The sequence below is a fragment of the Microcoleus sp. OTE_8_concoct_300 genome (genome assembly GCF_031383065.1).
GTDB lineage: Bacteria > Cyanobacteriota > Cyanobacteriia > Cyanobacteriales > Microcoleaceae > Microcoleus.
Window position 1 is genome coordinate 1 of sequence record NZ_JANMZH010000022.1, and the last position, 15,045, is coordinate 15,045.

A 15,045-nucleotide genomic window follows, 5' to 3' on the forward strand; every position below is an offset into this window, starting at 1 on the left:
GATCGAGCTAGCCTCGATCAATGCCCGCTTGCAGGTCGAAATTGAGGAACGCCAGCAAGCTGAAAAAATTATCCGTCAAGAGCGGGACTTTAACTTAAAGATTATCGAAAATTCTCCGATTTTTTTTGTGGCGATCGACTCGGAGGGTAAAATCCTGCGGGTGAATGACTGTATGCTGCAAGCTGTGGGCTATACTGCTGCTGAAGTTACGGGGAAAGATTACTTAGCTACATTTGTACCCCCAAGCGATCGAGCCGGATTACATTCGATTTTTGAGCGCGTCACAGCGAGTGAGCAAACGGTTAACGAACATCTTATTCTCACAAAGTGCGATCAAACTTTGTTAGTCGAGTGGCACGGCACACCGGTGCTCGACTCTGGTGGCAGCCTGGATTTCTTGTTTGGATTTGGGATTGAGATTGGCGAGCGCAAACAAGCACAATTAGTCTTGCAAAAAAGCGAAGCTCTGTTTCACAAATTAGCGAACACTGTTCCGGGAGCACTTTACATATTCGTGCAGCATCCCGACGGCTCAGCCAATATGGAGTATATCAGTCCTCTGTGCCGAGAAATTCAAGAATTAGAGCCGGAGGAAATCCAGAACAACTCTGCTTTATTCTACGAACAAATGCACCCGGACGATCGCGCCAGTCACTTCGAGGCAATGGTCAAAAGTGCGACCGATCTCGAACTATTTTCCCACGAGTGGCGGATTGTGACACGATCGGGAAAACTCAAATGGCTGCAAGGTTATTCTCGACCCGAATTGCGCGAAAATGGAGATATTGTCTGGCACGGCATAATCATTGATACGAGCGATCGCAAACAAGCAGAACAAGAACTCCAACAAGCCAAAGAAGCCGCAGAAGCTGCCAACAAAACTAAAAGCATCTTTCTCGCCAACATGAGCCACGAATTGCGAACCCCCCTCAACGCCATTCTCGGCTTCGCTCAATTAATCGAACCCAGCGCTAATTTAAGTTTGCCGGAAAAAGAAAATATCCAAATTATTCGCCGCAGCGGAGAACACCTGCTCCAACTGATCAATCAAGTCTTAGACTTATCTAAAATTGAAGCTGGGCGCATGACACTCAACGCCAAAAGTTTTGACTTGTACTGCTTGCTCGGCGACGTGCAAAATATGTTCCAAATTCCAGCGCAAAATAAAGGATTGCAATTAATTATTGACTGCTCTTCCGATGTTCCCCAATACGTGCAAGCTGATGATGTTAAGTTGCGACAAGTGCTGATTAATCTATTAGATAATGCGCTTAAATTTACCAAAAATGGTTCAATTTCAGTCACAATAAGGCAGAATAAAAAAGAAATAATTAAGCCGAAAAAAGGCGAAATTTTCAAGATTATTGAAAATCCCAAAGCGGTATTTATTAACTGGGAAATTGCCGATACAGGAGTTGGCATTTCCCCCGAAGAATTAGACAGCATATTTGAATTATTCGTGCAAAGTTCATCGGGTAAAAAAGTTCAAAAAGGTACGGGCTTAGGATTAAATATCAGCCGCGAGTTCATAAAATTAATGGGGGGCGACATTACCGTCGAGAGCGAAGTAGGAGGCGGCACAGTCTTCAAGTTTGACATTCAACTTGTTACCGCAGCCGGTCCGGTTGAAGTCATCAATAAATATGTTGAAGTCAATGATGTATCGGAGAGTTCAAGTATTGTAACAGAAAAAATATCTGATAGTGCAGCAATATTTACGCTTGACTCGATGCCGAAAGTATCCCAAGAATGGACGAACAATCTAAAACAAGCAGTCCGTCAGGCTGACTTCGACTTGATTGCTACAATAATTGAGCAAATTCGCAGCGAGAATGATGCTTTTGCGGAAGTCCTGATGAATTATCTATATAATTTTAATTATCAAAAAATACTCGATTTGATGGCTGAAATTGAGCTGTAGGGCGCCCATTGCCCACTTTACCCTATAAACTTGCTGTCGGGTGCGCATTGCGCACCTAATGACTGATATCGATTCCGGTTGCACCGTCCGAATTGTTGACTGTTGACTGTTGACTGTTGACTGTTGACTGTTGACTGTTGACTGTTGACTAATGACTGTTGACTAATGACTAATGACTAATGACTAATGACTAATCTGTATCTTTTTTGATTGGTTTTTGTTGAGAAAAAACTCGACAGTTATCGAGGTCAATAAACAACTGTTCTTCTTGATGATTGTCTGACATATTCACTAAATTATACTGAACATTTTCTCCATAAATAGTTATAGCAATCTGGCAAACTTCTAAAAAATTAATGAGCCACTGACATTCAGCAGCCGAGTTATCTTGATAGTATTGAATTAATCGAGCACAACAAAGTTCTAAGTAGGTTCTAGAATACGGTGAAATCAAAATAATTTTGAGAATTATAATTGCTAGTGTTAAAGGATTGAGTTTAGTGGCGAACAGTACAAATAAGGCTGTCGGTTCCCCGGAATTTTCCACAGTCAAACATTTGATTAGATAATTGCAAGTTCTCAGATGCAGGGCGGTGGTCAAAGTTTCTTCGTCATTTTCGGTATGAAAATTATCTAAAATATTAATTATTTGTTCTTGATAAATATGAGTTAAATAAAGTTTTTCGTCGTACTCAAATAAATACTTAATCAGAGATTCCTTAAACTGCTTGTAGGTAATATTTTGACTCTGACTGATAAAAATCTTTGCTAAGCTGCGATAGCTGAAGGAGCCTCGGTTGACCAAAATTATTTTGATTAAACGCAGGGCTTCATCTCCTAAAAGTGTGGGATTATGATAATTATTTAATTTGGATGCGGCAGACTGAGAGCGAGAGGTATACATTGCTAGGTCAAACTTGTACTTGTCTTTGAGCTGGTGCGACAATAGTCTGGCTGTTTGGCGTTCTTCGGGGGTGTTTTTAGCATCTAGATATTGAGCGGCTAGCAAATAAGGCTGATAGCGAGAAGCCCAGTGATTTGGTATCGGCTGGTAGTCGGCGTACTTTAATACACATAACTTGAGGTCTTCATAGTCTTTGCTGCGGGCAAAGTTTGTCAGCCACACTCTCAGTATTTTGAGACAATTGTCCGGGTGGGGTTCGGTGAGGGTTCTCTCGTTAATAATTTTAATTAAGTCGCGACCAAGTTGGTATTCTCTCTGAGTGATCCAGTTATTTAATAAGATGTAACAGCAGCGTTTAAATAAGTTGTTAAATTCTAGTTGACTTTCAAATTCAATTATTGTGTGTAAAGCTTGAATTATTTTCTGGTTAGCTGGAGGAATCAGTTCGATAAATATGTTTTTAAAGTGCTGCAAAACTACTTCTGAGGCGGAGTTGTTGATGTGAGATATAAAAAATTTGTAAATGATATCTTGAGCTGCTGGAACAGTCAGCTCGGACTTTTTAAATTGACCTGTTGGTTGAGGCGCGAGCCCCTCGGGTAATATATTGTTTGTGAGAGCAGGCCAAACTTTTGACTTGGCTGTTTCGGATGGAGAAGAAAAGTGCTGATATCGCATAGCGTCCTCGCTCAGATGACCCATACACTATTATACTTATCATCGTTGATTTGCAGCTAATAATTTATTGTTTGAATTGACTTTTGTCAAGCTACAGTTAACCCCCCCGATCGCCTTTTTGTAAGGGAAAATCGAGGGGGTTAACTCTTATTTGTCAACTACCTGAGGATATCAAGCAGGCTTGGCTTGATCTCGTCTTTGCAGCAGGCGGGCAATTTCAGCTTTTTCTACAAGTCCGACGAGGACGCCGTTTTCGCGAATGACGGGGAGTTCTTGTACTTTAAGCTGTTCCAGGAGGGTGACGACTTCGAGGAGGGATAATTCGGGTTTGACGGTTGTGGAAAATTCGATCGGCTTGACGAGTTCTTTGACTAAAACTTCGGGCCAGCGTCCGGTAGGAATGGTTTTGAGGTCGTCGAGGTCGAGAGCCCCTACCAATTGTCCCGCATCATCGGTAACTAGGAACCGACGCCAGGTTTGATCCTTACCGATAACGTAGTTGTTGGCAAATTCTCTGAGGGATAAGTGTTCTGGGACGATCGGGCTTTCGGGGGTCAAAGCATCTGCGGCTGTCAGCCCTGCTAGTTGATTTTGCACTGTGGCATATTGTGCAGATTTGCCGGCATTTTGCAGTAAGAACCAACCGATTACTAGATTCCAGATATTGCCGAATAAGCCTGTAGCAATGGCAATCCAACCAATTATTTGACCGACGCGGCTAGCAAAAATTACACCTTTGTAAGGGTTGCCGGTAATTTTCCAGACGATCGCTTTGAGGATGTTGCCACCGTCGAGGGGCAAACCGGGAATTAAGTTAAATAAGGCTAAAGCTAAGTTGATTGAAGCTAAAAGTCCGAGGATGGCGGCTGCGGGGCCTGTGAGACCAGCACCGATGCCGATCGCTGTTAACAAACCGGATAAAAATAAGCTGACCAAGGGGCCTGCAATGGCTACCCAAAATGCTTCGGCTGGGGTTTTGGATTCTCTTTCTAAATTAGCCAGTCCGCCAAACAGAAATAGCGAAATGGATTTCACGCCAATTCCCTGTTTAATGGCTACCCAACTGTGTCCTAATTCGTGGGCTAAGACGGAAGCAAATAACAGTAACGCTGTGAATAATCCCAGCATCCAGGGCGCTACGGGGCCCAAGGTGGGAAACAGGGCAGCTAATGCGCCACCGTACTGCCAGGTTACTAAACCCAGAACTAAAAACCAAGATGCGTTGACAAAGAAGGGAATCCCAAACAGGTTGCCGACGCGAAATGTACCGTTCATAATGGCTACCTCTGATTTTACGAATGAGAGGTTTTTCTCTCTGTCTCCTTATCGTAACGAAACGTAACGAGGATGTTAATGCTTCAATTAGGGTGTTATCCGTCTGTGGAGGTTCGGTTTGCGGAATAATCACCGCCGGCTGCGGTTGGGGCCGCCAAGGGTTAAAACCCCTGTCTCAAAGCGTCATGAACAGGGAAGATGCCTGTTCCACCACAGAGGAATTTTCTTTTTGCACCTCTGTCATGAACAGGGAAGATGCCTGTTCCACCACAGAGGAATTTTCTTTTTGCACCTTTGTCATGAATAGGGAAGATGCCTGTTCCACCACAGAGGAATTTTCTTTTTGCACCTTTGTCATGAATAGGGAAGATGCCTGTTCCACCACAGAGGAATTTTCTTTTTGCACCTGTGTCATGAACAGGCAAGATGCCTGTTCCAGCACAGAGGAATTTTCTTTTTGCACCTTTGTCATGAATAGGGAAGATGCCTGTTCCACCACAGAGGAATTTTCTTTTTGCACCTGTGTCATGAACAGGCAAGATGCCTGTTCCACAACAGAGGAATTTTCTTTTTGCACCTGTGTCATGAACAGGCAAGATGCCTGTTCCACAACAGAGGAATTTTCTTTCTTGTGGGGTGGACACGCGAGCCCGCCCCTAAAAGCCTTATTGAGAATGGTGCAACCTATGAGTTTCAAGCAACTTTAGCTATAATGACTTACCCTAAGAATAGTTTTAGTGCTAATCATTATGCCAGAATCTTTTTTGCTCGGCCGGCTGCTGCTGCAATTCAACAGCGAAGCCGCTGATATTATTACAGACTTATCCGCTGTTGCTTTAACTCCAGACGGCAATTTGTGGGTGGGTTCCGATGAAACGACTTCCCTCGAGCGTTTGTCGCCTGTCGGACCTCATATTTTTGGAAAACATCAAAGATTTGCGCTCGCAGATTTTATCGATCTACCTGGAAAATGCGAAATCGATATCGAAGGAATGGATTTCAGCAGCGATTATCTTTGGCTGGTCGGTTCTCACAGCACAAAACGCAAAAAAACTAAAGGCAAAGACCCCGACAAAGACATTGAAAAATTAACACAAATCGAGACAGAGGTCAACCGCTATTTGCTGGCACGAATTCCTGTAAAAAACGGGACTTTGTGCAAGTCAATTTCCCATCCTGAAAATCCCAAAAACAAACTGAAAGCTGGATACCTTCAGCGGACAAAAACGGGGAATTTGCTGACTGATGCGCTGAAAGATGACAGGCACCTCGGCTTGTATTTATCTGCGCCGATTCCGAGTAAAGAAAATGGGTTTGATATTGAAGGGTTGGCGGTGCGGGGCGATCGCATTTTGCTTGGTTTGCGGGGGCCGGTGCTGGGGGGTTGGGCGATAATTTTAGAAATAGAAGTTGAAGAGGCAGAACCGGGAGTTTTAAGGCTTAAGGAAATTGGGAAAGGAGGCAAATTGTACAACAAACATTTTGTTGATTTGAACGGTTTGGGCGTGCGAGAATTGTGCTGGAACGGGAAAGATTTGATTGTTTTAGCCGGGCCGACGATGACTGTATCGGGGGCGATGAGGGTTTTTCGGTTAAAGGGGATTTTAGGGCGATCGGGCGACAGTATTACTGGACAAGATGGGGGAGATTTGGAGGTATTGTTTGACTTGCCTTTTAAAGTTGGTACGGACAATGCTGAGGGGTTGAGCCTGTTTCCATATTTGGACAGGCAGAATTCGCTGTTAGTGGTTTACGATTCGCCGGATGCGGGGAGAATGGTTGAAAAAAATGCTATTCTTGCGGATATTTTTAAATTAGGTTCGTAGTTGCGCTGTCTTCGCTAAAAAGGTTTAAGATAACTGTCCATAAACTCTTGTAGGCTAGTAGCAGTAGTAGGGTGCGTCAGAAGGGGAGATATTTGGGAGAATTAATTAGACCTTAACTGACGCACCCTACAAGTGGGGTTAATTGTCGATCGCATCCCTTCGCCGCTGGCTGTAGTGTTTCAATTCATCAATTAAGTGAGTATCGTTAGAAGCTGTTCTCGCTCCCGCTTCCGCCGCCCAGCGCTTCAAATCTTCAATTTGCGATCGCGCGATCGCAGCTAAAGGTACAGTATCCTCGATCGACCTCAAAATATCCTCTGTCATCAAATCCCGGCGCTGTCCGTTGACAAAAGTGCCAAAGGCTCGATACAATCCATCAATTACAACTTGCTCGATTTCTGCACCGCTAAAATTCTCAGCGCGTTTCGCCAAAACTCCCAAATCAAACTCGCGCAATCTAGTCGGCCGCAAACGCTGCAAATGCACTTTAAAGATATCTTGCCGTTCCGATTCTGAGGGCAAATTCAAAAAGAAAATTTCATCAAATCTGCCCTTTCTCAGCAACTCTGCCGGCAAAATCCGCACGTTATTTGCAGTTGCGACGATAAACACCGGACTGGTTTTTTCCTGCATCCAAGTGATCAAACTGCCGAATACCCGGCGCGAAGTTCCCGAATCGCCGTCGCCACCGCTGATAATGTTGCCGAAGGCTTTATCTATTTCATCGATCCACAAAACGCAAGGTGCGATCGCCTCTGCCAATTGTATCATTTGCCGGACGCGGCTTTCGCTTTCCCCGACAATGCCACCAAACAACCTCCCAGTATCCAACCGCAACAGCGGCAAACGCCATTCGCAAGCAATAGTTTTCGCAGATAAAGATTTGCCAGTTCCTTGAATTCCTACTAACAAAACGCCTTTAGGATTGGGTATTCCGTAGCGGCGCGCCTCGTCAGTAAAAGCATCTTGCCGCATCTTTACCCACTGTTTCAAATTCTCCAATCCGCCCACACTTTTTAGAGATTCTCGGGAATTGAAAAACTCCAATATTCCCGTCTGGCGAATTGCTTGCTGTTTCTCCTCCAAAACTCCGTCAATATCTGATTCGTTGATTTGCTGTTTGGCGGCCAAAGCTTTAGCCAAAACCCGCCCGATTCGAGCCCGGCTCAAACCCTGACAAGCTTTAACCAACTGTTCCCTTGCTAAACCGCTAACTTGCAACTGTTGCGGCTTTTCCACAACGTGGGAAATTAAACTGTCGATTTCTTGGACGTTCGGCAAAGGAAAATCAATTACTGTCACTTCTTCTTTCAATTCTTCTGGCAATTCCACGGCGACAGAAGTGAGGATGATAGTTTTTTTGCTGCGCTTCAATTCCCGCGTTAAATTCCGCAATTCCCGCACTACCGGCGCATTTTTTTCGGTGTAGGGATATTTCAAAACAGGGTGCAAATCCCGCAGGACAAATATGGTATATTCTTCAACAGCAGTTTTGCCGATGCGATCGAGCGCCGCCATTACCGAACCTTTCCCAGAACCGTTATCCTCCCAGCCGCGCACGAGATCCCACCGCAATATCCGGCGCGTGGGAGTTACTTGCAGCGCTACTTGGGCAATTACAGCCTCGATCGGTTCCTCCTCTGCCCCGACAATGTACAGCAGCGAATAGCGGGCGCGAATCATCAAATCTAGTCGCTTTACCAGTGCCTCGAAAGGGTTATTTTTACCGCCATTGAGGGCATCTAATTCTCGGGAGTGGGGGTAATTTTCTGTCATTTTATTTGATATCTTTTGATATCTTAGATGTATATTCAACTTTATTAAATGTTTTGTTTCCCGTACAGACTCTAGCCCTTAAAAAGCATTTAAGCGGAGTCAAAGTTTGTAGTAATGACTTGACTCCTTAACAACTATTTAGGCGGGCTAAAGTCCGTACTGCGAACGTTAAAATTATAACAGAATAGTGAGCAGTTGGCTACCTAGCAACTTTTCGAGCTTGTTTCACCATTTCAATAAGAGTGTGGTGAGCATCTTCGGCATCTGTTAAAGTGCGATCGAAATTTACTCTGATAGGCAAACTTTCGCCATTGACTTGAGCTGTTAAATCCATGCCGTTCGCATCAATAGCCAGCATTTGAGCGTTTGTCGCCTCCGGTTTGCCGCCAAATGCTTGAGCGTACAGCACTACAGCACTAGCGTGGTCTTCGTTCATGTGAGTGCAGATGCGATCGCTAATCTCAGTGGAAAACTGTTCTGACATGGGACATTCCTCATATGCAATATCGATCGATTGTACTGCGATCGGAGTTGACAAAATACTTCGCAATTTGCTAAGATGAAATTCAAATGATTCTAGCGAGAGTCCAATCGATGCGTAATTTAGTTTTTTATCCAGGAACTATATGCACGTTATCTCTCAATCAGCACTCAGGAAATTCTGGGAAAAGTATCCTGATGCCGAAACAAGTCTGCGCTCTTGGTACAAACGAGCAACAACAGCCGAGTGGTCAAATTTAGCTGAAGTGAAAGCAGTTTTTTCCTCAGCCGATATAGTTGGAAACTTTACTGTTTTTAACATCAGAGGTAATAACTACAGACTGATTACCTTCATAGATTATGAATATCGGCCTAAAAAAATTTTTATTCGCTCTGTACTTACTCATGAAGAATATGACGAAGATAAATGGAAAAAAGACTCGTGGTATGAATGATAATGTGATCATTTTAAAACTTACGCAATAATCCTAGGGATAGGGGCAATTCCCGTAGTTGCCCCTACATTCACACCATATAGCGGTTCTCAAAAAAGTGAGGTATGCCCTATGCCCTATGCCCTATGCCCTATGCCCTATGCCCTATGCCCAGTCGTACCTCATCTTTCTGAGAAATGCTATACATATATTGAGGATATGCGTAATTCCTGTCTTTTTTTAATATAGGATACTCACATGAACAACTCTAGCGCTTATATCGAACTACTCAAAACATTTCCTCCCCGACCCATAACTGGTGAAGAGGAATTAACTGCAACTCAAAAAGTGATCGATTCTTTGTTGGACAAAGGCGAACTAACTCCAGACGAACGCGACTACCTCCATGTACTAGGAACTATGGTTTATCAGTACGAGCAAACTTTAGAACCCATACCTGACATTTACGGAGTAGAACTATTAAAGGCTTTAATCGAAGAATTTGAACTCAGACAAAAAGACCTAGTTCGTATTTTTAAAACCGAGTCTATTGTCTCAGATATCCTCCGTGAAAAGCGCCAACTTACAACCGAACACATACAAAAACTTGCAGAGTTTTTCTGCGTCTCGCCGGCTGTTTTCTTTCCGCTGCATCCAGTTAAAACAACTGCTTGAAATTCAAGCGAGCGTTTTGGGCGGCCTGGTTTTAATAAAACTTTGGGTAATGCTATGAAAAATTTCTGTTGCATAGCTTTTCATAATTAATATTATTACCTCCACCCATCCCACGGGCTGACCTCAATCACCCCAGAGGGTTTGAACACTACCTTAAATTGACTAAAATGCTTTGGTTGAGGAGCCACTTTACGAAAGGAAGAAAGAGGAACTTCTTGAATAAAATCACTCGCTGCTTGGTTCAGCGGCTGACAATCGGTAATTACCCCTTCTTCATTCACGGTAACGCGATAAACTAATGAAGTGTTGAAGCTGGGATTCGAGCGCCAACTATTGTCAATTTGGTCGTAAACTTTCCGGTTCAACTGTGCAATTTCACCGGGCGAGATAATTTCAGAAGGTGTTGCCTCTACCTCTGGCACTGGAGAGTTAACCTGAGTCGCAAGCGGGACAGGTACAGGCCAAAGCTTAATAGTTTCATCTGCGCTACCGCTGGCTAAGACAGTATCTTGAGAACTAAAAGCGACTGACCAAACTGGCTTAGAATGCTCCGCAAAATTTGTCCTCAGTTCACCTGTTTTCACGTTCCACAGCTTAATAGTTTTGTCGTAGCTGCCACTAGCTAAAGTCTGTCCGTCCGGGCTAAAAGCAACTGAGAGCACCGCGCCGGAATGCCCTGTTAATGTGTGCAGAACTTTGCCATTGGTAAACTGCCACAGCTTAACAGTTTTATCCGCACTGCCACTCGCTAAAGTTTTCCCGTCAGGACTGAAAACAACTGATTTCACCGGCCCGGAATGCCCAGTCAGCGTGTAATTACCGCCATCATCAAGCCACCAAATCTTGATAGTTCCATTCTCGCTGCCGATTGCCAAAATTTTACTGTCTGGGCTAAAAGCGACAGATTGAATCCAGTCTGTATCTGGAAGTGTGCCCAGTAGTTTGCCCTCGGGAAACTTCCACAATTTTACAGTTTTGTCGGTACTTCCAGAAGCGAGTAACATTCCATTAGGACTGATACTTATTGCCTTGACATCATCCGCATGACCTTTCAAGGTATTGATGAGTATGCCAGTTTTGAGATTCCACAATTTAATCCGGTTATCCCAACTCCCGCTAGCCAAAAGATTGCCATCAGGACTGATGGCGAGGGATTCAATTGCATCGGTATGTGCTTTTAAGGTGTAAAGTAATTGGCGGGTTTGCAAGTTCCAGATTTTGATAATGCCGCGATAACTGCCGCTGGCTAAAGTTTTGCCGTCTGGACTGAGTGCGATCGCGTAAATCCACCCTGAATTATCTTTAAAACTGCTCAAATATTGACTGAACAGCCCCGGTTTAAACTGAGATAGAGTTGTTTCCGATTCGGAAAATGACCTAGACCCGCCGATGCCGGCTGCAGTTACAACTGCTGTTAATGTCAAGGCTGCTGAAACTTTCCCTTTAAATGCTTTTGATATCATAAATATGACCTCCAAAACTCAGTTTATGTAAAATAAACTCCCCGATTTAAAGCCCAGGAATTGAGCGAGGAGGTTTCTGCGACATTCTACCTTTAAAAAATGCTATCCCACAGTCTTGTTTCCCACTGTTACTTTGCCTTCTTTGAGCTGATGTTTTTGTTGTCTAGATTGGCGCTGAATCAAGACTCGACAGAGGAATAAAACTATTATGGCAGTTAGACCTGCAATTCCAACAGGCGTTAAATATGTCCAGTGACCAGTCATTCTCTCCCAGATATGCCAGGTTACTAAAAACATAGCAAGGTAAGTGAGACCCTGCAATTTTTTCCAATTTTTCTTGAGTCTTTTCACACTCCAATCGTTAGAGGTGATAGCCAAAAGAGTTAAAATAATGAATGTTGATACTCCCTGGAAGTAAACAAAATAAGTTTTGAGATCGAAGACATCAAAGTTTCTTTGTTTGAAAAAGATGAATGCGTGAAGTACAGCTAAAAAGAAAGAAAGCAGACCAATGAGGCGCCGATATTTCAGCAGCCATTGGGGAATGCCAGTTTTTTTTGTGATAGGGAAAACCATTCTCAAATTTGTGGGAAGCAGTGTGAGAATATAGGCTGTTAAGGCTGCGAATCCCAGGAGACTCGCCTGAGAAAATGTGTCTAAATCCATTGTTGAAAGTTGCATAAATTACTCTTATTGCTAAAGAGGTAAACTTTAATTCTACGTAGGCTAGCATTGGAAAATCGCTATGTCAATTAACTTTTAAGTGGATAAAAAGTATTCGCAAAAATAGCTGGTTAAAAGTTGAGTTTTTAACTCAATCCAATGTCAGCTAATGCTGACATTAGATTGAGGAGATTACCTGAACATTGGGCTAGGTAGGGTGCCAAACTACAAACTGGTAAGACCCCCTTTCCATAAGAGAGGATTGAAGTCCTCACTACAAACTGCACAGCCTAACTAAAAGATCGATCGTCAAACGGCAATTCATCAAACCGCGAATTAATATCAGCCTCAGCATTCGCAACAGGGGAATTAGCGCGAGATGCCGGCGGCTTAACAGAATTCACCTTGGCTATCGGTAACTTGGCAGCAGGTTCCGATTTCTGTAGGTTAACTACAGGTAATTCTGCTCCATTTTCTCCATTTTTGCTGGTTTGATTCCACATCATCATTCCCAGCAAACCGTCAACCAAACCGCCACCGCTACCGTTGCCTGTTACCGCAACATCTGGCACAACTCGCACGTTGCGATCGCCTATAATTTGCATTAACTGCAAAGCCGTATAACCAGAACCTCCCAAAGCCACAACACCCGCTCGATAAGCTTCAGCTTGAGCATTTCCCTTCACCCGAATCGACTCAGCTTCGCCTTGAGCTTGTTTCACCTGAGAATTTGCTTTCAACTCAGAAATCTTGACACCTTGCTCGGATTTCACCATCTCTTGTTGAATCTCAGCCAGCGCCGTTTCCCGCACCAATTGTTGCCGCTGAGTTTGTGCTACTTGCTGCACCTCATAAGTTTTGCACTGTTCCTCAGCAATTTTGCGATCGGTTTGAGTTTGCATTAACTCTGCGGGCGGCAATATATCCCCGATTAAAGTATCAATTGCCTGCACGTCGTAGGTTCGCAAAGCTGCTTTGATATACTCGGCGGCTTCCGCTTGTCTGCCGCTTCTTGCGGAGAGAAAATCTAATACAGAATAAGCTTGAGCAGAATTGCGGAAATAATTCCCGATTGTCGGCTGCAAAACGTGGTCTACTAAATTCTGCATCGAACCGACGCGAGAAATGACTTTTGGAGCATCCAAGGCTCCAACGTGAATAATCTGAGCTACTTCTAAATCAAAGGCGAAACCGTCTTGAGAACGCACGGTTAAAGACGAAAGTTTAGAATCGTAACTGTGCCGTTCTGTTTTACCAGACCAATTCAAAACAATATTTGTGGTCGGCACTAACTCTACTTTCAAAATGCGAGTATTCAGCGGATGTTTCCCCGGATAAAGAGGAGTCACCCACACGCCTTTATTGCCGACATTTACTAAATTTCCGTGAGTGAAAGCAGCACCGCTGACATCTTCCGAGGTTTTGCCGACATAAGAAATCACCGCGCCGACATAGCCGATCGGGATTTCGGTCATCGCCACTTGGTCAACGCCCACAAACCAAGGATTTAAGTTCCACGAACCGGAAAGCAACACCTGTTCCTGCAAACCGCGCCGCCCGCCAGCGGCGATAAATTTTTGCGCGTTTTGGAAGTTGTCGTGATTCGGAATAATCGGGCCGGCAATTTCGCCATCTTGAATCGGAACGCCATCAAAAGTTGTGACAATTCCTACTTTGTCGGGGGCAATTTTGTACAGCTTCAATAGTTCTGCTGTCATCCCGTGCTTGGCAGCATTTGCCGCTGTAATTACTGTAAATAATGCTGTATTAATTCGATAGCTACCGCCAGTCACAATGCCGAGTTGTCTACCTTTTTCGCCGCCGCCTTTGAGGAATTTGCGAGCATCTTGAAAATTGTCGCATTCTGTAATTTTGCCGAGGATGCGCTGCGGCGGAATTGACTGACCACCTGCTGCGATAATCAGAGCAATTTCACCTTGGGGAACTACAGTCAGAGACTCTTTGCGAACGTTGTACTGCAAAGGCCAATAACCCCAGTGCCAACCGGGGGGCAAAGTATCAGCTTGATATCCAGCTTCTCCGTTTAAGGCAATTAAATCTCCGGGGGGTAAAGACTTGCCGCCGAAGCTAAACTTTTTACTGACAATGCCCACTTCGCGATCGCCAATTACTACCAATCCGCCAAAAAATAGCGGCAGCACTAGAATAATTATCATACCGCCGATCGCGATCGGGATAAATCCGCCCGGATCGAGCTGCATTGTCTGCACGGGAACAGTGGTACGCAACTGCCCTAACTGCAAGCTAGAATCTGGTTGGGCGGCTAGCTGAGTCGAGGTTTGATTAGCGGGGGGGATATTGCTAGCCGCTAATACCGGCGAGGGTTTCAAACTGGTTGTTGCACTGAGGGCTAAAGACGCCGAAACAGCGGCTGCTAACTGTTTTAAAACGCGGACTTTGACTTGAGACTTGGACAAAAATGAATAAAGCATTTTTTTGAGAAGGGCTAATTTGTCCTATTAGCTCTACCTTAGCCTCGATCAAAAGTTTTGACGTAAAACTTAAGGTCTTATTTATCATTATTTGCGGTCATAATAGTCATATTTATCAGTAATATCGATTCCGGTTGCACCGTCCGTCATTGTTCACTGTTGACTGTTGACTGTTGACGGGCGGGTCAAAAACGGGAATCATTGTTGAATGTTGACTGTTGACTAATGACTAATGACTAATGACTAATGACTAATGACTGTTGACTGTTGACTGTTGACGGGCGGGTCAAAAAAATGAAAATTGCGCGAATTATTTGTTGCAGCTTGATTCGACTTTACGCCCGACTTTTGAAGCAAGGATTTGAGCTCATTCCGGCCTGACTGTCGGAATTGATATGATTCACGATCCAGCAGCGCCACTAAACCTTGCCGCACAATATAAGGAATGAGAATTAAATAACTTCCACAAGTTTGTGGGATGGGCGTCCCGCCCGTCC

The 15,045-nt window shown here is 44.2% G+C and carries 13 protein-coding genes; 4 read left to right on the forward strand and 9 right to left on the reverse strand.

Annotation, left to right across the window (positions count from 1 at the left end):
• Positions 1–1,921, forward strand: a 1,921-nt coding sequence (locus tag ACUVJL_RS01415; RefSeq protein WP_445244215.1) for a PAS domain-containing sensor histidine kinase, incomplete at its 5' end; no start/stop codon positions are given.
• A gap of 190 nt (positions 1,922–2,111) precedes the next feature.
• On the opposite strand, the gene ACUVJL_RS01420 is transcribed toward ACUVJL_RS01415, so the two are convergent.
• The 3 genes from ACUVJL_RS01420 to ACUVJL_RS01430 all read right to left on the reverse strand — a co-directional run bounded on the left by ACUVJL_RS01420 (position 2,112) and on the right by ACUVJL_RS01430 (position 5,388).
• A complete protein-coding gene (locus ACUVJL_RS01420; protein WP_445244216.1) occupies positions 2,112–3,503 on the reverse strand; it encodes a hypothetical protein in 1,392 nt (463 codons plus the stop codon).
• A gap of 171 nt (positions 3,504–3,674) precedes the next feature.
• Complete coding sequence (locus ACUVJL_RS01425) at positions 3,675–4,778, reverse strand: site-2 protease family protein (RefSeq protein WP_445244217.1); 1,104 nt, start codon at positions 4,776–4,778, stop codon at positions 3,675–3,677.
• A gap of 175 nt (positions 4,779–4,953) precedes the next feature.
• Positions 4,954–5,388, reverse strand: a complete 435-nt coding sequence (locus ACUVJL_RS01430) for a hypothetical protein (RefSeq protein WP_445244218.1) — start codon at positions 5,386–5,388, stop codon at positions 4,954–4,956.
• A gap of 139 nt (positions 5,389–5,527) precedes the next feature.
• Between ACUVJL_RS01430 and ACUVJL_RS01435 the strand changes: the two genes are divergently transcribed.
• Entirely contained in the window at positions 5,528–6,604 is a 1,077-nt protein-coding gene (locus ACUVJL_RS01435; protein ID WP_445244219.1) for a DUF3616 domain-containing protein, read from the forward strand.
• A gap of 138 nt (positions 6,605–6,742) precedes the next feature.
• Here the strand turns inward: ACUVJL_RS01435 and ACUVJL_RS01440 are convergent, their stop codons facing one another.
• On the reverse strand, positions 6,743–8,380 hold the full coding sequence (locus tag ACUVJL_RS01440) for an AAA family ATPase (protein ID WP_445244220.1): 1,638 nt from the start codon (positions 8,378–8,380) through the stop codon (positions 6,743–6,745).
• A gap of 199 nt (positions 8,381–8,579) precedes the next feature.
• Positions 8,580–8,864, reverse strand: coding sequence for a DUF2470 domain-containing protein (locus ACUVJL_RS01445; RefSeq protein WP_445244227.1), 285 nt, complete (start codon positions 8,862–8,864; stop codon positions 8,580–8,582).
• Positions 8,865–9,006: 142 nt separating this feature from the next.
• Here ACUVJL_RS01445 and ACUVJL_RS01450 point away from each other — a divergent pair, with 142 nt between their 5' ends.
• A complete protein-coding gene (locus ACUVJL_RS01450) occupies positions 9,007–9,315 on the forward strand; it encodes a type II toxin-antitoxin system HigB family toxin (RefSeq protein ID WP_445244221.1) in 309 nt (102 codons plus the stop codon).
• Positions 9,316–9,552: 237 nt separating this feature from the next.
• A complete protein-coding gene (locus ACUVJL_RS01455) occupies positions 9,553–9,969 on the forward strand; it encodes a helix-turn-helix domain-containing protein (RefSeq protein ID WP_445244222.1) in 417 nt (138 codons plus the stop codon).
• 95 nt (positions 9,970–10,064) lie between these two features.
• On the opposite strand, the gene ACUVJL_RS01460 is transcribed toward ACUVJL_RS01455, so the two are convergent.
• The 4 genes from ACUVJL_RS01460 to ACUVJL_RS01475 all read right to left on the reverse strand — a co-directional run.
• Positions 10,065–11,432 (reverse strand): WD40 repeat domain-containing protein, encoded by a 1,368-nt coding sequence (locus ACUVJL_RS01460; RefSeq protein WP_445244223.1) that lies wholly within the window; start codon positions 11,430–11,432, stop codon positions 10,065–10,067.
• A gap of 102 nt (positions 11,433–11,534) precedes the next feature.
• Positions 11,535–12,113: a ferric reductase-like transmembrane domain-containing protein gene (locus tag ACUVJL_RS01465; protein ID WP_445244224.1), complete on the reverse strand. Its 579-nt coding sequence runs from the start codon at positions 12,111–12,113 to the stop codon at positions 11,535–11,537.
• 272 nt (positions 12,114–12,385) lie between these two features.
• The gene (locus tag ACUVJL_RS01470; RefSeq protein WP_445244225.1) at positions 12,386–14,548 is read right to left on the reverse strand and encodes an SPFH domain-containing protein; all 2,163 of its coding nucleotides are present in this window, start codon (positions 14,546–14,548) and stop codon (positions 12,386–12,388) included.
• 243 nt (positions 14,549–14,791) lie between these two features.
• The coding region (locus ACUVJL_RS01475) for a hypothetical protein (RefSeq protein ID WP_445244226.1) at positions 14,792–15,045 on the reverse strand (254 nt) is incomplete at its 5' end.